Source organism: Aureispira anguillae (assembly GCF_026000115.1).
Taxonomy (GTDB): domain Bacteria; phylum Bacteroidota; class Bacteroidia; order Chitinophagales; family Saprospiraceae; genus Aureispira; species Aureispira anguillae.
In genome coordinates this window covers 7,467,060-7,484,869 of record NZ_AP026867.1, presented here as the reverse complement: position 1 = coordinate 7,484,869, position 17,810 = coordinate 7,467,060, and the positions used below count along the sequence as shown (strand labels likewise).

16 protein-coding genes are annotated in these 17,810 nt (G+C 35.4%); 11 read left to right on the top strand and 5 right to left on the bottom strand.

Annotated features, from left to right (window positions below; genetic code table 11):
• Position 1 precedes the first annotated feature (1 nt).
• Positions 2 to 691, top strand: a complete 690-nt coding sequence (locus AsAng_RS28845; RefSeq protein WP_264790627.1) for a response regulator transcription factor — start codon at positions 2 to 4, stop codon at positions 689 to 691.
• Between the two features lie 327 nt (positions 692 to 1,018).
• Positions 1,019 to 1,246, top strand: a complete 228-nt coding sequence (locus tag AsAng_RS28840) for a hypothetical protein (protein ID WP_264790626.1) — start codon at positions 1,019 to 1,021, stop codon at positions 1,244 to 1,246.
• 1,347 nt (positions 1,247 to 2,593) lie between these two features.
• Here AsAng_RS28840 and AsAng_RS28835 read toward each other — a convergent pair.
• Entirely contained in the window at positions 2,594 to 3,280 is a 687-nt protein-coding gene (locus tag AsAng_RS28835; RefSeq protein ID WP_264790625.1) for a hypothetical protein, read from the bottom strand.
• An 820-nt stretch (positions 3,281 to 4,100) separates the two neighbouring features.
• Between AsAng_RS28835 and pheT the strand changes: the two genes are divergently transcribed.
• From pheT to AsAng_RS28805, 6 genes are all read left to right on the top strand, one after another.
• On the top strand, positions 4,101 to 6,581 hold the full coding sequence (gene pheT / locus AsAng_RS28830; RefSeq protein ID WP_264790624.1) for a phenylalanine--tRNA ligase subunit beta: 2,481 nt from the start codon (positions 4,101 to 4,103) through the stop codon (positions 6,579 to 6,581).
• A 170-nt stretch (positions 6,582 to 6,751) separates the two neighbouring features.
• Positions 6,752 to 7,051, top strand: a complete 300-nt coding sequence (locus AsAng_RS28825) for a hypothetical protein (protein ID WP_264790623.1) — start codon at positions 6,752 to 6,754, stop codon at positions 7,049 to 7,051.
• Positions 7,052 to 7,061: 10 nt separating this feature from the next.
• The gene (locus AsAng_RS28820) at positions 7,062 to 7,358 is read left to right on the top strand and encodes a cell division protein ZapA (protein ID WP_264790622.1); all 297 of its coding nucleotides are present in this window, start codon (positions 7,062 to 7,064) and stop codon (positions 7,356 to 7,358) included.
• A 129-nt stretch (positions 7,359 to 7,487) separates the two neighbouring features.
• A complete protein-coding gene (rny, locus tag AsAng_RS28815) occupies positions 7,488 to 9,125 on the top strand; it encodes a ribonuclease Y (protein ID WP_264790621.1) in 1,638 nt (545 codons plus the stop codon).
• Between the two features lie 90 nt (positions 9,126 to 9,215).
• Positions 9,216 to 9,836: a hypothetical protein gene (locus AsAng_RS28810; protein WP_264790620.1), complete on the top strand. Its 621-nt coding sequence runs from the start codon at positions 9,216 to 9,218 to the stop codon at positions 9,834 to 9,836.
• 28 nt (positions 9,837 to 9,864) lie between these two features.
• The gene (locus AsAng_RS28805) at positions 9,865 to 10,335 is read left to right on the top strand and encodes a DUF4265 domain-containing protein (RefSeq protein ID WP_264790619.1); all 471 of its coding nucleotides are present in this window, start codon (positions 9,865 to 9,867) and stop codon (positions 10,333 to 10,335) included.
• 108 nt (positions 10,336 to 10,443) lie between these two features.
• On the opposite strand, the gene AsAng_RS28800 is transcribed toward AsAng_RS28805, so the two are convergent.
• Positions 10,444 to 11,208: a hypothetical protein gene (locus AsAng_RS28800; RefSeq protein ID WP_264790618.1), complete on the bottom strand. Its 765-nt coding sequence runs from the start codon at positions 11,206 to 11,208 to the stop codon at positions 10,444 to 10,446.
• A 134-nt stretch (positions 11,209 to 11,342) separates the two neighbouring features.
• Entirely contained in the window at positions 11,343 to 12,722 is a 1,380-nt protein-coding gene (locus tag AsAng_RS28795; RefSeq protein WP_264790617.1) for a UDP-N-acetylmuramate--L-alanine ligase, read from the bottom strand.
• Positions 12,723 to 13,048: 326 nt separating this feature from the next.
• On the opposite strand from AsAng_RS28795, the gene AsAng_RS28790 reads away from it, so the two are divergent.
• The 3 genes from AsAng_RS28790 (at position 13,049) to AsAng_RS28780 (ending at position 15,765) form a co-directional block, all read left to right on the top strand.
• Positions 13,049 to 13,480, top strand: coding sequence for an SRPBCC domain-containing protein (locus AsAng_RS28790; RefSeq protein WP_264790616.1), 432 nt, complete (start codon positions 13,049 to 13,051; stop codon positions 13,478 to 13,480).
• 167 nt (positions 13,481 to 13,647) lie between these two features.
• A complete protein-coding gene (locus AsAng_RS28785; protein ID WP_264790615.1) occupies positions 13,648 to 15,171 on the top strand; it encodes a GH3 auxin-responsive promoter family protein in 1,524 nt (507 codons plus the stop codon).
• Between the two features lie 213 nt (positions 15,172 to 15,384).
• Complete coding sequence (locus AsAng_RS28780) at positions 15,385 to 15,765, top strand: hypothetical protein (RefSeq protein WP_264790614.1); 381 nt, start codon at positions 15,385 to 15,387, stop codon at positions 15,763 to 15,765.
• 24 nt (positions 15,766 to 15,789) lie between these two features.
• Here the strand turns inward: AsAng_RS28780 and AsAng_RS28775 are convergent, their stop codons facing one another.
• Together AsAng_RS28775 and AsAng_RS28770 are read right to left on the bottom strand one after the other, a co-directional pair.
• Positions 15,790 to 16,563 carry an alpha/beta fold hydrolase gene (locus tag AsAng_RS28775; RefSeq protein ID WP_264790613.1) on the bottom strand — a complete coding sequence of 258 codons (774 nt, stop codon included), beginning with the start codon at positions 16,561 to 16,563 and terminating at the stop codon, positions 15,790 to 15,792.
• Between the two features lie 103 nt (positions 16,564 to 16,666).
• Positions 16,667 to 17,560 (bottom strand): DNA/RNA non-specific endonuclease, encoded by an 894-nt coding sequence (locus AsAng_RS28770; protein ID WP_264790612.1) that lies wholly within the window; start codon positions 17,558 to 17,560, stop codon positions 16,667 to 16,669.
• Positions 17,561 to 17,810 lie beyond the last annotated feature (250 nt).

Sequence of the window (17,810 nt, the reverse complement as noted above, 5' to 3'; positions counted from 1 at the left end):
AATGTTTAATATTCTACTTGCTGAAGATGATCTTAATTTAGGAATTCTTTTGGTCGATTATTTAGAAACAGAAGGTTTTAGTGTAAAGCTTTGCAAAGACGGAGCTTTAGCATTAAAAGCATTTCAAAAGCATCATTTTGACTTATGTCTATTGGATATAATGATGCCTCAAATGGATGGGTTTTCATTGGCAAAACAAATTCGAAAACACAATACAAAAGTTCCTATCATCTTTATCACTGCAAAATCACTAAAAGAGGATAAATTAAAAGGCTATAAGTTAGGAGCTGACGATTATATCACCAAACCATTTGACGAAGAAGAATTACTTTGGAAAATTAAAGCCATTACTCGTAGAGTGCTCCAAAACAAGCAAGATACTCAATTGGAGATTATTTCAATTGGTAACTATATTGTTAACTTCAAAAACCAGTCTTTAACGATTAATAATTGTACCAAACGAATGACGGAAAAAGAAAGCAGTATTCTTAAATATTTATTTGATCATCGAAACCACCTTATCAAACGAGAAGATATGTTAATTGATTTATGGGGAGAAAATGATTACTTTTTGGGCAGGAGTTTGGATGTATTTATCTCGAAAATTCGTAAATACCTTAAGGCAGATTCAAACTTAAGCATTGAAAATGTTTTTGGAGTTGGTTTTATTTTTAATGTTCCTCCCCAATAAACGTTTGTGCTTACCTCAAAAACCATTTCCATAAATCCTATCCCTAATTCTTGAAGGCATTTATCTCAATTTTATCATAATAAAAAGATATTTTGACATAGTTATCAAATATATAACAATAAAATAATTATATTTAAATTATATAAAACACTCATTACAAACAACTAAACGAATCAGTTGTATTTAGACCTATTTATCAATTAGTAACCACCTATCGGCTAAGATCAAATAAAACTTCTATTTTTTAACAAAAAAATGTATTTTAGCCTTCTAGCCCTAGGCTAGATCCCAAAAAACAACTCTATTCATTTTTAACAATAAAAAAACATGGGTTACTATGTAAAATTTGGGCATCGATATATCAAACGTACTCGCAATAGAAGAATTGCAACAATCGATGCTATTTTAGGTACTAAAAAACAAGCTAAAATTTACGGTTCTGAGAGAGATGCAAAAAAAGCCATCACTACTTATATGTTTGCCTATAAGGAATTAGAAGGAAATTGTGAAATTGTAAAAGCTAAGACCCCTCCTGTCTCCAATAAAGATGAATAAAGATATCCTATAAATCCCAGATTCTCCCTAATTAAATCATTTCAAAATAAAAAAAGCCAATCGAAAATCGATTGGCCTACCTTCTTCATGACTCCATGGATTTAGGATTATTTTATGAGTGCTAAGGTTTAGAGGGTACTAGGATTTAGCTCGTCATTCAGAAGGCATATTCATGCGTCTTAGTTGTTTTAGTTCTTAATACAAATATAGGCCTTTTGGAGGCTCCTTGCAATCGTTTTCTCTGAATCATGCAGTTTTTCTAATGAATGGTACAATTCAACCAATGAAGCGTTTTTTTAAGGATTTTTTGCCAATCAGTCTTTACCATACAGCCCTACAATTCATAAAAAAAGCCAATCGATTTTCGATTGGCCTACCTTCTTCATAACTCCATGGATTTAGGATTATTTTATGAGCGCTAAGGTTTAGAGGGTACTAGGATTTAGCTCGTCATTCAGAAGGCATATTCATGCGTCTTAGTTGTTTTAGTTCTTAATACAAATATAGGCCTTTTGGAGGCTCCTTGCAATCGTTTTCTCTGAATCATGCAGTTTTTCTAACGAATGGTACAATTCAACCAATGAAGCGTTTTTTTAAGGATTTTTTGCCAATCAGTCTTTACCATACAGCCCCACAATTCATAAAAAAAGCCAATCGATTTTCGATTGGCCTACCTTCTTCATGACTCCATGGATTTAGGATTATTTTATGAGCGCTAAGGTTTAGAGGGTACTAGGATTTAGCTCGTCATTCAGAAGGCATATTCATGCGTCTTAGTTGTTTTAGTTCTTTAATACAAATATAGGCCTTTTGGAGGCTCCTTGCAACCATTTTCTCTGAATCATGCAGTTTTTCTAATGAATGGTACAATTCAACCAACGAAGCGTTTTTTCAAGTTTTTTTGCCGAGGATTCTTTAGCATATAAACCCCAAATTCATAAAAAAGCCAATCGAAAATCGATTGGTCTACCTTCTTCATGATTGCATGGATTTAGGATTATTTTATGAGCGCTAAGGTTTAGCACATCACTCAAAAGGCATATTCATCTCTTTCATAGCTAAGTATTAGATCCCCAAAAGTCGTCAATTAAAACGTAAACAATTTCTCTAAAAATAGATCGCTAGTTGTTCAATGATGTATTTTGTCTTTTGCCTGAGCAATAAAGTGAAAAAGAGCGCAACATCCAAAAATGTTACGCTCTGATTATAGATCACTATATTTTGTCAAAAAGCATAATTAATACACTAATACCTAAAGCAGTAAAAAGAGCAATCCAACACCAAAGGCTATTATTAATAAAAGGCTCTCTTTCTGTATTTTGTTTTTGATTTATCATAATGTTTTACTTATTCGTAAGTACAATCTATATCGCAGTCCCCACCACAGAAGCCAGCACTGAAGTTCATTATACAGGAACATCCACAAGTGAACATTTGCTGATTGTATGAGTTGTGGCAAGCTGAACGAGCTGCGCTTCTTTCATAAGCACAATTTACTACTGTGATAACTCCACCTATAGCAGGGAAAATTAACCACGGGAAAGCTTCATTGATGCCATATTCTATATTCATATCTTCAGTTATAAGACTAGAGGCCATTCTGAAACTAACAGAAGCGATTCCTTCACTGTTTTCTGTCATGTAATCACCTGTAATAAGGCCATTCGAAATACTAACGTTTTTTAATATATGAATAATTCCATCTTTCGTAACATGATACATTGAATTTCCCTTGTCTTCAATTTTTGAAATTCCTGTTTCTTCGCTTTCCTTTGCCTTAACTTTTACTGTTTGGGGGCCATATAGATTCAGTGAACCCTCTATTGTCCCATCCTTGAAAAGTTGAAGGTCAGCTTTTATATCGTCTTCTGTCTCTATTAACTGACCATCAATTGATAGCGTACTTATTAATTCGCTCCTTTCACTGCTTTCGCTGCTTTCTAATGTATCAATTTCAACAGTATCTTTTTTGCAAGAAAAAGCTATAATAGATATGCTTAAAAAGCATAGAGGCAATAAAAATAAATTCTTCATGTTTAACTGAGTTTAATTTTTTAATTTAATATTTAAAACAAATTTATTTTACAAAACACTTATATTTATTGGTTTTGTTTACAACACAAATCTAGCCCTTCTTCATTCCCTTTGCAACTGTTTTTTTTGAATGCTACAATTTTTCTAATGAATAACACAACTTAACCAGTAAAGCGTTTTTTTAAGTTTTTTGATGGACAGTCTTTGTTATATCGCTCCCCTTAGCACAAAAAAAAGCCAATCGAAAATCGATTGGCCTACCTTCTTCATGATTGCATGGATTTAGGATTGTTTTGTGGGTATTAACGTTTAGCTTATCATTTCAAAGGTTTTTGTTTAATCAAGCATCTTCACTTCCTTATTTGTTAATACAAAAATAGGCCTTTTAGAAAGACCTCGCAACTGCATTCTTCGAATGCGACATTTTTTCTAATGAACAGTACAATTCAGCTAATAAACTGTTAAAAAAAATAAAATAGCTTCACAAACAATGCAAACAAACGCTTTCTTATGGATAGGTTCAAACTAACTATTGAGTACAGGACACAGCTTGCTGGCTCATGAGCAAAGCGAACAAGTATGCTTGGTATAGCATACCAAAGAATTAGCATGACCTAAAATACAAATCATCATTAAGCAAAGGTTCTATATTTTATACTAAAAACTTTAGCTCGCTTTGCTCGTGAGCACTTTGTTTTTAGTTTGCCCTGTACATAGAACTAACGATTATTTTAAACAACTTCTAATATTAAAATCTAGGAAAATTTGTATCTTTGGCTTTTATTTTTAGAAACTACTATTAACAATATAAATATAGACCATGAAAGTTTCACTAAATTGGTTAAAACAATACGTTGACGTAAAAGAATCAAAAGACGAAGTAAGTGATATTCTGACCAATATAGGATTGGAAGTTGAAGGAATGGAAATCTACGAAACCATTAAAGGTAGCCTTGCTGGTTTAGTGATTGGCGAAGTCTTAACGTGTCAAAAACACCCAGGTGCGGATAAATTGTCTGTTACCACGGTAAATGTAGGTGGAGATGAGCATTTGCAAATCGTTTGTGGCGCACCTAATGCACCAAAAGCAGTTGGCAAAAAAGTTGTTGTTGCTACTGTTGGTACCCTACTGTACACTCCTGAAGGGGAATCTTTCAAAATTAAAAAAGGCAAGATTCGTGGAGAGGCATCTTTAGGGATGATTTGTGCAGAAGATGAAATCGGTTTGGGTACTTCTCACGATGGTATTATTATTATAGAAGATGAAAAAGCAGTGGTAGGAATGCCTGCTGCTCAATATTTCTCCAAACAAGTCATTCGTGATGTTGTTTATGAGATTGGCTTAACGCCCAATCGTTCTGATGCCACAGGGCATCTAGGAACTGCTTTTGATTTGGCAGCAGCGCTAAAAACCAATTACAAAGATCAAGGTACATTTACACAGCCTGACAATAGCAAATTCACAATCGACAATAACAATCTAGCAATTAAAGTTGCCGTTGAGAACACAGCAGCTTGTCCTAGATACTCAGGTGTTTGTATAGAAGGAGTAACCATCAAGGATTCTCCTGTATGGATGCAAAATCACCTTAGAGCAATTGGTATTGAGCCAAAAAACAATGTGGTAGACATTACGAATTACGTGTTGCATGAATTGGGACAGCCCTTACACGCCTTTGATTATGATCAAATAACGGATCAATCTGTTGTTGTCAAAAATTTAGCTGATAAAACTAAATTTACCACCTTAGATGAAGTAGAGCGTGAATTGAGCAGCGAAGATTTGATGATTTGTGATGGTCAAGGCAATGGAATGTGTATTGCAGGGGTTTTTGGAGGCATTCAATCAGGAGTTACGGATAAAACCGTTAATATCTTTTTAGAATCGGCTTTCTTCAATGCCATTTCTATCCGTCGCTCTAGTATGCGTCATTTATTGCGTACAGATGCGGCTACTCGTTTTGAAAAAGGAGTAGATCCTAATGGTACGCTTTATGCCTTAAAACGTGCTGCCTTATTGATTCAAGAATATGCAGGGGGTAAGATTGCCTCAGAAGTTATCGATTTGTATCCAACTCCTGTAGAACGTGCTCAAGTAAACGTTCGTTTTGAAAAAGTAACGGATTTGATTGGTGCAGATATTCCAAAAGAAGACATTAAAAAGATTTTGGGCTATTTGGATATGAACATCCTTGAAGAAACAGCCGATGCATTGACCGTAGATATTCCTACCAATAAGGTGGATGTGACAAGAGATGCAGATGTGATTGAGGAGATTTTGAGAATCTATGGGTATAATAAGGTAGAAACACCAACCACGGTTAGTTCTGTGCTTTCTTTTGCACCAAGCCCAAATCCATTCAAAGTAAAAAATCTAATTGCAGATTTATTAACTAGCTCTGGATTTAATGAGATGATGGCAACCTCTATGACTCGTTCTGAATATTACAAAAAATATTTGCCACAGGACGAAAATAGCTTGGTTTATGTCAACAACACCTCTAACCAACACCTAGATTTAATGCGTCCTAGCATGTTGTTTAGTGGCTTAGAATCTATTGTCCACAACCAAAATCGCCAAAATCAAGATCTTAAATTGTATGAGTTCGGCAAAACTTATTTCAAAAAGGTTATTGATGGAGATGGCAATCGGGATTATTTTGAGCAGCAACACATTACCTTGTTCTTAACGGGGCAAAAACATCCCGAAAACTGGCACAATCCCAAGGGGGGAAAGGTTAGTTTTTATACCCTAAAAGCCTATGTGGAACATATCATGACTCGTCTAGGAATTTTACCTAGCTCTGTTCAATGTTCGCCTATTAACGATGAGGTATTTACCTATGGGTTAAAGTATCATAGAGGCAAACAAAACATTGTGCAGTTTGGTCGCTTAGATGGCAACATCGCTTTGGGAATGGGGATCAAACAAGAGGTGTTTTATGCTGATTTTGATTTTGATACGATTTTGCAGGTGTTAAAAAAGCACAAAATGAAATATCAGCCAATGTCTAAGTACCCCGCAGTACGTCGTGACCTTGCCTTGGTATTGGACAAGGCTGTTGGGTACAATGAAATCTTAGGTATCGCCGTTAAAACAGGGGGCAAGCAATTACAAGCAACCAACTTGTTTGATGTTTACGAAAACGAAGAGCATGTTGGTCCAGGCAAAAAATCTTGTTCTGTTAGTTTTATTTTTCAAGATGCCAATAAGACTTTAAAAGACAAAGATATTGATAAGGTCATGTCTAAATTGATTACGACCTATGAGAAAAAACTAAACGCATTGATCCGTAAATAGGTTTTCTCTTAAAGAGTTATAACTTATTGGTGCCCCAAAGGTATTTAGGAACCCAATAAGTTATAACACTTTTACGTTATAAGAGATGAGAAATAGATGGATGAACGTTTAGCCATAAATTGATTGCTCTTATAACTTTAATAATTCATAATTTTTTAGAATTAGCAAAAATGAGTACCTTAGAGGTAAAATTAGAGGAGATAGAGAAGAAAGTAAAGAAACTAGTTGAACAAAATCTTCAATTTAAAGACATCTGTGAAGACTTGTTATTGGTGCGCCGCCGATTGGAAAAAGAGAATGAAGAATTGCGGCAACAACTTGCTGGACAAGCTAATGAGGTCAATCACCTAGCACAAAATATTCAACGACTAAAACTTGCTTACCAAGAAGATAAAGAAGGAATAAAGAAACGAATCGATCAATATATTCAAGATATAGATACAAGTATTGAGTGGCTGGAGCAACTCTAAATTGTAGACCATGAACGAAGATAACTTATTGACTATACCTGTTGTTTTGGCAGGACGCACATACCCTGTATTGGTTACCCAAGATGAAGTTGAAGGCGTCAAACTAATCAATCAACAACTCAATAAAGAGTTCTTAGATTTACAAAACCGCTATGCCAATAAACTCAATAAGCAAGATATACTAGCTATGCTTCTATTGACTTATGCAAAAGAGCTACATGAGGAACAAAAAAAATCCAACTTTGCTCCTGTACAAAAACGCATTGAGTCTATTGAAAATATCCTAGAACAAGCTTTTGAAAAATAAAATTGCTGTTCTTTTATTCTTTCCTATCCTATTTATTCGTTTTCCACATTTTACTCTAATTCATTGTAGTTACTAGAAACTAATTTGGGGATATTTTCCCTGTTATCTATATATAAACTTGAACATATCATGGATGCAACAGCACTTATCGTTGGAGCTATTATTGGTGTTTTAGTTGGTGTAATTATCGGTAGATTTCTACTCGAAAAAATCAACAAAGAACGCCAACTGGAATTGGATAAAAAAGCAGATGAAATATTAAAATCAGCTAGAGAAAATGCTGATACTAAGATTAAAGAAGCTGAAAATAAAGCAAGTGGGATGGTCGCAAAAGCTAAAAAAGAAGGCGAACATCTCAAAAATAATAAAATGGCAGAAGCTAAAAAACATTTTATTAATAAGAAAAAGGAATTTGAGAACAACTGCAAAAAACGTGAGCTAAAACTAAAAAGCAGCGAAGATAAAGCACTAGAAAGAGACAAAATTTCTTTGACTAGAGAAAAAGCTATTCTCAAAAAAGAAACTGCGGTTCAAAAAATCCGTGAAAACCTCAACCAACAATTAGAGTTAGTGGAGGTAAAAATGGAAACACTCAGCAATAAGGAAAATGAATACTTGGCTCAATTGGAAAAAATTGCCAAACTTACTGCCCAACAAGCTAAAGATGAGTTGTTGAAAAACATCAAGGATAAAGCAGATGCTGAGGCTATGGCTTATGTCAAAGATCGTTTTGAAGAAGCTAAAATGAGTGCCAACAAGGAAGCTAAAAAAATTGTTATTCAATCGATCCAACGAATGGCAGCAGAACATACCATCGAAAATACGGTTTCTGTTTTCCGTTTAGACTCGGATGATCTAAAAGGGCAAATTATTGGTCGAGAAGGACGTAACATTCGTGCACTAGAATCGGCTACTGGTGTTGAAATTATTGTTGATGATACGCCTGAAGCGGTTATTATTTCTAGCTTTGATCCTATTCGTCGTGAAGTCTGTCGTTTGTCTTTACAACGCTTGGTTGCAGATGGTCGTATACACCCTGCTCGTATCGAAGAGATTGTTGCTAAAACCAAAAAACAAATTGAGGAACAAATCATGGAAATTGGTCAACGCACGGTCATTGATCTAAATATTCACGGTTTACAAGCTCCTCTTATCCGTATGGTTGGACGGATGCGTTTCCGTTCTTCTTATGGACAAAACTTACTAAAACACTCTATCGAAACAGCTAAATTATGCGCCATTATGTCCGCAGAACTAGGCTTGAGTTCTAGAGAAGTAAAATTAGCTAAACGTGCTGGATTGTTGCACGATATTGGTAAAGTTGGGGAAGAAGAAACTGAGCTTTCTCATGCTTTGTTGGGTATGAAAATGTGTGAGCGTCACGGTGAAAAAGCTGCGGTTTCGAATGCAGTAGGAGCGCATCACGATGAGGTTGAAATGAAATATATTATTTCTCCAATTGTTCAGGTTTGTGATGCCATTTCTGGTGCTCGTCCTGGTGCTCGTCGTGAGATTTTGGAAAGCTACATCGAACGTATCAAAGAACTAGAGCAAGTTGCATTGGCGCACGATGGGGTTCAAAAAGTTTATGCAATGCAAGCTGGACGTGAACTTCGTGTTATTGTTGAAGCAGATAAAGTATCGGATAATAAAGCCGAAGAGTTGTCGTTCTTAATTTCTCAAAAAATTCAGAATGAAATGCAATATCCAGGTCAAATTAAGGTGACTGTCATCCGTGAAAAACGCTCAGTAGCTTTTGCTCGATAATTGCCAACAAATCTAAAATTAAATCGTATAAAAAAGCAACTTTGTCGTAGAGATAAAGTTGCTTTTTTATTGAATCCAAAGTCCAACAAAATGACAAGGCTCTTCCTAATTTTATTGTTTAGCTCTTTATTAATTGCTTGTGCAAACGAGCTTGAAAAACCAGACCTAAAAGCCTATTCAAGCAGTTCTTTACCCAAGCCAAAACTAGAAAAAAAAGCCCTTGAGGCTCCTTCTGGAATTATCCCCTTTGTCTCTAAAGAGGGACAGTTTAGTATTCTATTTCCCGATGCCCCACAAGAGCACAAACATACCACTACTGCCGCTATTGGAGAGATTCATCTGACACAATATATTTACTCTAAAGACGATACGCAAGCGTGGGTTGCCAGTTTTTCGGATTATCCAAAAAAAATGATTCGATTAGCCAACAAAAAACAGCTTTTAAAGGGAATCAAATATCGAGTATTAGAAGACTTAAAAGCCCATACCATTAGCGAAGAGAAAATCAAACTAGAGCGTAAATACAAGGGGCTATCTTTTGTTGCTCATGCCGAAAAGAAACCCTTAGATATTTTATACAAAATCTTTTTGGTCAAAAATCGAGTCTATCAATTGAGTATGTATTCTTCTATTGGTCCCTTTAGTCCCAAGGACTCCGCTGATTTTTTTGGTAGTTTTCAACTCTTAAAAGATACCACCCTTGTTCAATAAAATTTAGACACACACTAAAACCTCTTCAATGACTGATTCCTTTAAGAAAGTTTTATTCCGTTATCATAGTCCTGTTTTAGGTAAAACCGTAAAAGAAACCATGTGGGCCATCGAGATAGATGCCGATAAACAGTTGTATAAACTAGATAGTATTCCCTTTTATGGTCCACCAATTGCGACACATGATGAGTTCATCGCCAAGTTTGATGAACAGGAAGGATTTTTGGTTTATCAGGAAATCACAACTGCTTCTGAAAATTCTATTGTTTTGGTTATTGTTACCCAAAAAGATTATGACAAAGAAATGCTCAGAAGAAAATTTAAAGCCTTGCACTGCGAGTCTGAAGGGCTAAACGATCATTATTTTTCAATGGAAATTCTAAAACGAATTGATTATACGTTGATAAAAAAGGAACTGGACCTTTACCAACAAAAAGGAATAATTGATTATGCAGAACCTTGTCTTTCGAATAAACACAAACTCGATCTCCAAGATTAGAAACCAATTATTCTAACACTGATTTTCATAACAATACGGCTTATCTCGGCAACTCAATATAAAAAAATTGAACAGCTGAGTTGTCTTCTACACAGCTGTTCAACGAGTTTATTTTTTTTTCTTCTTCTTAGATTTAGAGGCAGGAGCAACCCTAGGTTTCATTCCCAAGTGTTTTCGAATCGCTTCCTCATTATGATAATACGTCAAATATCCATACCACCAAAAACGACGTCTTGCTTTAGGAGGATGGATTAAATTAACGTTTAATTGAGGGTCAACCATCAAAACGCCAATATCTCTCGCTTTACAAATTTTGATCAAATTCATTCGTAGGTGCTCCTTTATCATATCAAAAGAATCCTCTGAAAGTGACAACCATTGCTCATTAGCAGGATATTGAAATACTTGATGAATAACTTCCATTTCTTGATATTTATAGCTATTTCTAAACACCAATAAGTGTACAACCGTTGCTGTAAACCAGACCCCAAAAGGCAATAAAAAACGCTCTATCCAGCCATCCCCTCTCCATGTCAAAAACAATAATCCTGTTGCTAGGGTTAGTAAAAAAGCTTTCCAAATGCTGTCTCGAATCCAAACCTTATTGACTCGATAAGGTTTTAGAGCTGGCAAGGTTTTGTGTGATTTAGCCTCCATAGATACTACATAAGCCTTCTTGTTGTTTAGCTTATAAGCCAACAAGCCATCCGCTCGTTTCATCCCATATTTCTTCTTCGTACGTTCTTCTATATTAGAATAAAAGTGTCGCTGTCCATGCTTTATTTTGTAGTACTGCTCTAAATAAGCTTGCGCTTTTTTTTGCACTACAATTTCTTCTAATCGCTTTTTGGAAGCTGTTTTTCTTTTTGCCATAAATTATTGCCAACCGTTTTCTATAAAATTTTATTGTACGAAACTACTACCTACTCCATGAACTTTGAAATTTATATAATGAAGTGCTCAAACCCCAAACTACAAATCTCCCTATAATGAACTGTATACTAAAATTAAGCTTCTTTTTCTTTAATCAATCCCATAATATCCATCCCACCCCAATTTCCAGAACTCATCAATAATACATTCGCCTTTTGTTTTTGTATATCTTTTTGGAGTGTAGCTTCCAAAGCCTCATTATCTGTAAAAACCGTTAAATTAGGATGATAAAAAGCCTCTTCTACATCTTTGGGAGCAATATCTTTTAATTTTTTCATCTGAATCGTATGGCGATTATAATAAACATAAGCGGTATCTGCTGCCCCCATACTTCCTAAATATTCTTCCAAAAAATCAATATTGAGCGAGCTAAAAGTATGTAGCTCTAACACTGCTATTAACTTTCGGTCTGCATACTGTCCCTTTACAGCATTAATTGTTGCTTTTACCTTGGATGGAGCATGTGCAAAATCTTTGTAAATCACTTGTTGGTCATTTTTTGCCAACGTTTCCAGTCGTTTTGCAGCTCCTTCAAATGCCTGAATAGCTTCTAGTATTTGCCCATCACTCAACCCCAATTCTCGGCAAACCAAACGAGCAGCTTGAAAGTTTTGTAGATTGTGTTTTCCAAAAATTTGTAACGGAATTCCTACATCCGTTTGAGCCTTCAACGAATAATTATAGTCCAACCTTAAATAAGTCTGATGCTCTTGAATGTCATTGGCAGGGGTATCATAAGCAATAATTTGAGCGGGTGCCAAGTTCGCCATTTTCTTCAGATGCTTATCTTTTTTATAATAAATCAAGGTGCCATTTGGCATGATACTCTTGATGAATTTTTTAAACTGTTTTTTGTATTTTTTGAAGGTAGGAAAAACATTGATATGATCCCATGCTACCCCTGTCAAGACGGCTATATGTGGGTGATAATGCAAAAACTTAGGCAAAATATCAATTGGTGAAGATAAGTACTCATCTCCTTCTATAACAATAATTGGCGCATCCGATAAGCGCACCATTAATTCAAAACCATTCAACTGAGCCCCAACCGCATAATCAAAATCAATATTATAATGCTTTAAAATGTGCATAATCATAGACGTTGTGGTAGTTTTTCCATGACTCCCTCCCACTACAATTCTTTTTTTATGTTGACTTTGCAAATAAATGTATTCTGGATAAGAATAGATGGTTAGCCCTAATTCTTGAGCTTTTAATAACTCTGGATTATTAGGTCTTGCATGCATACCTACAATAACCGCATCCAAATCTCTTTTTATATTCTCAATATTCCACCCCATTTTAGCAGGCAATAATCCAGCGTTCTTTAATCGAGTATAAGATGGATCATAGATTTCGTCGTCTGATCCAGTTATTGTATATCCTTTTTGTTGCAATGCGAGAGCTAGGTTGTGCATAAGAGCGCCCCCTATAGCTATAAAATGTATTTTCATTTGATTTGTTGATTACGGAATGTAGTCTCATTTATTGATAGAATACCCCATTGATTCGTTAGTTACTGGGTTCCGCCTTTGGTTATGTGCTGTTCAACGGAGTATTAGTTTAGAATAACCAACCTTTATTCTATTGGTTATACAAGGCAAAAAACAATTGATTGACTAAACTGCCCAAAGATTCCCTACACAATAAGTCTAACCTTTAAAGCTATATTTTTTTTGTTAAAAATTAAATTTATCCTTATAAAAATCTTAGGTTCTAATTTATTGTACCAACTTTGTTCTTAATATACTATATTCTGCGACGATAACCACAATTTATAATGAAATCTTGCCACACTCAAACCATTATTAATGCCCCTATTTCGAAAGTCTGGGCAATATTAACTGATTTTGATCGCTATCCTGAATGGAATCCATTGGTAGGCAAAGTTTGGGGAACCGTAAAAGAAGGAAGGATTGTATTTGCTCATATCCTGCCCCTCAAAAATGTATTTCCAATTCAGATTATCAGCTTAAAAAAGCAACAAAAAATTGTCTGGAAAGGCACTCTTTTAAATGCTTCTATTATGATGGGGGAACATTATTATGAATTAAAAGACCTCGGAAATAATCAAACAGAGTTGCAACATGGAGAACGCTTTAGCGGTTGGGCTAGCCAATGGCTGAATGGGTGGATGCTGACTAAACTACAGGATAGCTATAAATACCACAATCAAAAATTAAAGATCATTGCAGAACAGGGCACTCTTTAGAATTGCCGAACACTACACAGAAATTAGCATCAACTTAGGTGCTCAATGAACGATTTTTATAGCGCTAGAATCCTTGCTATTTTTTTTGTATTTTTGCAGTCTATTTGAGATTAAGATAAATAGTGCTTGCTAAGCACCCCTATACCAATAAACATTGGATATCGTTTATGAAGTGGTTAAATGCTGTAATAAAAACTGGTTTTAATTTAAATATGCATCGAGTTCAACGGGCAATAGAAAAGCCTATTGATACCCAAGAACGAGTATTTAAACAATTGATTCAACAAGCATCAACTACTGCATTTGGCAAAAAATACGGCTTTGGATCCATCAATTCTATCCAACAACTCCAAGAACGGGTTCCCATTCACAGCTATGAAATGCTGGCTCCCTACATACAACGCATGATGAAGGGAGAAAAGAATGTTCTTTATCCTGGTAAGGTTACTTATTTTTCTCGATCGTCAGGCACTACCAATAACAAAAGTAAATACATTCCTGTTCCTCCTAACAATCTAAAACATTGCCATCTCAAAGGCGCACACGATGCGGTTTCTATTTGGTTTCACAACTACCCTAAATCCAAATTATTTGATGCCAGTCGAGCAATTATTATGGGGGGAGAATTATCCATATTTGATCGACAAGCCCAAACATTTATGGGAGATGTTTCTGCAATTATGCTCCAACATTTACCTTTTTATGCAGCTTATTTTTTGACGCCTAATATTCCTACTGCCCTGCTGCCAGACTGGGAAAAAAAGATAGAAAAAATTGCTCAAGTTGCCGTCCACCAAAATATCAGCAACCTAAGTGGTGTCCCTACATGGACACTTGTTTTGCTACGACGAATATTAGAATTATCGGGCAAAAAGAATCTTTCGGAGGTTTTTCCTAATTTTGAATTATATGCACATGGAGGGGTAGATTTTTCGCCTTATCGTTCTCAATTTGACAACTTATTTCCTTGCAAAACTGTTGAGTATCGGAATACTTATAATGCTTCTGAAGGTTTTTTTGCTACTCAATTCTCCAAGGAAGACCAAGGCATGCAATTACTATTTGACAGTGGCGTTTTTTATGAATTTATTCCACTAGATCAATTGCACAAAGACCAACCTCAGGCTTATACCATAGAGCAAGTTCAAAAAGGAATCGATTATGCGATTGTAATTAGTACCAATGCTGGTTTGTGGCGCTATATGATTGGGGATACAGTACGGTTTTCTTCTTTGTATCCACATCATATTGAGATAACAGGACGCACTCAACAATTTATCAATGTATTTGGCGAGGAGGTAATGGTTTGGAACGCCGAAAAAGCATTGACCAATACCTGTTATGAATTAGATGCTCAGATTTCGGAATATACTGTTGCTCCTATCTTTTTATCCAAGACCTCAAAAGGAGGGCATGAATGGTTGGTTGAGTTTCAAAAATCGCCCCAAAGCATGCTTCAATTCCAACAATTATTGGATATGAATTTACAAAAATTGAACTCCGACTATGAGGCTAAAAGATATAAGGATATTGCCCTACAAGAACTCGAATTAACCGTAGTTCCTCCAGGGTCTTTTCACAACTGGCTCAAGTCTAAAGGCAAGTACGGCGGACAGCATAAAATCCCTAGACTTTCTAATAAAAGACAATATCTAGAAGAAATTTTAGCTTCTTTCCCCATAAAATCGTAACTTTGACTGCCCCCCCGATTATCCTCCTTCTTTATCAATTGTTTAATCATAATTGTATTTAAAACATTTCCTTGTTTTAATATACCATTTTTTCATGTTTAAAAAGAGCTATAAATCAATAAACAACACATATCAGCTATTCGTTTCCTAATTTTTTCAAGAATCCAAGTGTATTAAAATCCTTCATTTTAATTATACGAATACAAAATTAATATGCTCCACACTTACTTATTAATCTTATTTCTTGGACTCATTTGTGTTAGCTTACTAACTGTTATAGGTTCTATTGCCTCTAGAAAATTTGAGTTTAATTTTTCTTATTTATGCCCCCTTTCTTTAATGATTTACTTGGGAGTAAGTTATTATGCAAGCCTAATGATTTTTCCTATAGCAGGAATTACTTTAGCGGGTTTATTGGGGCTATTTGAAGCAACCATAGGGCTAAAATTAATCTTAAAATTGAAAGCAAAGATTGAATTAGCAGAAGAACAACGCAACCTAATAAATGAAGCCAATTTCCCCCCTCCTAACTTAGTTTTAGGAGTCGTCTTAGTTTATATGGTAATTGGTTTTGTAGGCAGCCTATTGCCCTAACAACTCCTCAAATAATAGGCTTTTTTACTTCGTTTTCAAAATCGGATATCGTTCCAAAAATGCCATTAACAAAGTAATAAATTCGGCTGGTTTTTCCATCATAGGGGCATGACCACATTCATCTAAGATATGCAATTCAGATTGTTCAATTTTTTGATGAAAGTCCTCCCCTACAAATGCAGGAGTAATCGTATCATTTTTTCCCCAAATTAATAAGGTTGGTAGCTTTATTTTATGCAGTTCATGTTCTAAATTATGCCGCATAGCTGATTTAGCAGTGATAACAATATTTAGCCCTTTAGTTGGCGTATTTACAATTTCAAAAATTTCATCAATTAAGGCTTTTGATGCTATATCAGGATTAAAAAATGTCTTTTGGGCTACTTCTTTGACAAATTCATAGCTTTTTCGACGAGGAAAAGAATTCCCCAAAGCATTTTCAAACAGACCAGAGCTTCCTGTCAAGGTCAATGTTCGAACCAACTCAGGAGCTTTTAAGGTCAACAATAATCCGATATGCCCTCCCAAGGAATTTCCGACAATATGAATCGTGGTATATCCTTGCGTAAGGATAAATTCATGCACATGTTCCATTAGTGTTGTCATAGATACTTTTCTACTCGGAAGTTCAAAGATTGGCAACAAAGGGACAACTAATCTATAGTTAGATTTTAATCCTTTTATAAGTGCTTCATAATTGCCCATAGAGCCAAACAAGCCATGCAACAATATAACGGTATCACCCTCACCTTCTTCTATATACTTAAATTTACCTTTTTCGTAAATGGGATATTCCATATCTTGATATTAATAGTTTGCGTTCTTTGATTTATCCTTTTCCTGCTACATTTTATGGTGGAATAGCAATCACCTAATCCTATTAGAACGAAGTCTTCCTCTGCTATTTAAAACCCCAAGCTTCAGGATTAGTAGTCGCCTCCAAAATAGCCTGTTCTTCCTCTGTCAAATCTGGAAAAAAATCTAAATCAGTATAAGCCTCAACTCGATCTATCGTTGTAACAAAATTTTCGAGCGGCTGTTGAATTTCTTTATTTTTAAACATAAATGCAATTGCCTTCTTTTGGGGTCCCTCATAATCTAGCACTATTTTGTAGAACCCTCGAGGTATCGTTGGACCATTGCCATTAATGCGATTGGCTGCATCAACATTGCTACGCAATAAAGGGCCTGTAACAATATAAAGTCGTTGTTCCTTTTTTGCCCATGTCCGAACCCTTTCTTCCAAACGTTTCCAAATTCCTCTGTTAAAATCAGGAACTTGAGGACTAACATTGGTCATATAAAAACTTTCTTCAATCGCCTGTTCACTGAAGTCCATGTCATGTGCAGGCACCAAATGCCCTCGATCATAACCTGAATTGGCATAATCCAAGCTGCTGGCCTCTGTCCTAATATTAGGATCTGATTTGAAGTTTTTTCGTTCTTTCCGATAAGCTAAATCTAACCGAGCCCCTCTCAATTCATAGGCTACCCATTCTGCATTTTGATGCTGGCTAGAATAAGATAGGGCGTAATAACGATACTTAATCAATTGATCCCCTAGTTGCTGTGTAGGGATATAATTCAAGCCCGTTTCTGGCAGATTATCGTCAATAGATTGGGGATATACATCTGTATTCCGATCTCTATTAGACACTACTGGCTGGTTATTATAGTTGTTGTCTTGGGTGTTGACGGCATCCCCTCCCCCTAATGGATTATTTCCTAAAATTAAGACAAAAATACCTGACACTGCTGCTGCTACAAGCAGCACAATTTTACTCATTCCTTTCATAATTACAATTTGATCTAATACAAGAATGTAAGTCAAGCATATTTTAAGCAATTATTTGCAATCCAGTAGATAGTCTTAAACCCTACAGGCTATACTACTTCATCCATCTATTTACTTATTTGGTGTTTCTGGGGCAAAGGTAATAGAGAATATGCAGTTAGACAAAAATTAACTACTTACATTTTTATTCTTGTTTGAATTACATATTATTAGTCTATAAACAAGCTTTCTTTCTCAGAAAGACAAGGAA

Excerpts from the sequence above, each read along its gene's own strand:
- AsAng_RS28845 (WP_264790627.1), top strand. The coding sequence starts at position 2 with ATGTTTAATATTCTACTTGCTGAAGATGATCTTAATTTAGGAATTCTT.
- AsAng_RS28840 (WP_264790626.1), top strand. The coding sequence starts at position 1,019 with ATGGGTTACTATGTAAAATTTGGGCATCGATATATCAAACGTACTCGC.
- AsAng_RS28835 (WP_264790625.1), bottom strand. The coding sequence starts at position 3,280 with ATGAAGAATTTATTTTTATTGCCTCTATGCTTTTTAAGCATATCTATT.
- pheT (WP_264790624.1), top strand. The coding sequence starts at position 4,101 with ATGAAAGTTTCACTAAATTGGTTAAAACAATACGTTGACGTAAAAGAA.
- AsAng_RS28825 (WP_264790623.1), top strand. The coding sequence starts at position 6,752 with ATGAGTACCTTAGAGGTAAAATTAGAGGAGATAGAGAAGAAAGTAAAG.
- AsAng_RS28820 (WP_264790622.1), top strand. The coding sequence starts at position 7,062 with ATGAACGAAGATAACTTATTGACTATACCTGTTGTTTTGGCAGGACGC.
- rny (WP_264790621.1), top strand. The coding sequence starts at position 7,488 with ATGGATGCAACAGCACTTATCGTTGGAGCTATTATTGGTGTTTTAGTT.
- AsAng_RS28810 (WP_264790620.1), top strand. The coding sequence starts at position 9,216 with ATGACAAGGCTCTTCCTAATTTTATTGTTTAGCTCTTTATTAATTGCT.
- AsAng_RS28805 (WP_264790619.1), top strand. The coding sequence starts at position 9,865 with ATGACTGATTCCTTTAAGAAAGTTTTATTCCGTTATCATAGTCCTGTT.
- AsAng_RS28800 (WP_264790618.1), bottom strand. The coding sequence starts at position 11,208 with ATGGCAAAAAGAAAAACAGCTTCCAAAAAGCGATTAGAAGAAATTGTA.
- AsAng_RS28795 (WP_264790617.1), bottom strand. The coding sequence starts at position 12,722 with ATGAAAATACATTTTATAGCTATAGGGGGCGCTCTTATGCACAACCTA.
- AsAng_RS28790 (WP_264790616.1), top strand. The coding sequence starts at position 13,049 with ATGAAATCTTGCCACACTCAAACCATTATTAATGCCCCTATTTCGAAA.
- AsAng_RS28785 (WP_264790615.1), top strand. The coding sequence starts at position 13,648 with ATGAAGTGGTTAAATGCTGTAATAAAAACTGGTTTTAATTTAAATATG.
- AsAng_RS28780 (WP_264790614.1), top strand. The coding sequence starts at position 15,385 with ATGCTCCACACTTACTTATTAATCTTATTTCTTGGACTCATTTGTGTT.
- AsAng_RS28775 (WP_264790613.1), bottom strand. The coding sequence starts at position 16,563 with ATGGAATATCCCATTTACGAAAAAGGTAAATTTAAGTATATAGAAGAA.
- AsAng_RS28770 (WP_264790612.1), bottom strand. The coding sequence starts at position 17,560 with ATGAAAGGAATGAGTAAAATTGTGCTGCTTGTAGCAGCAGCAGTGTCA.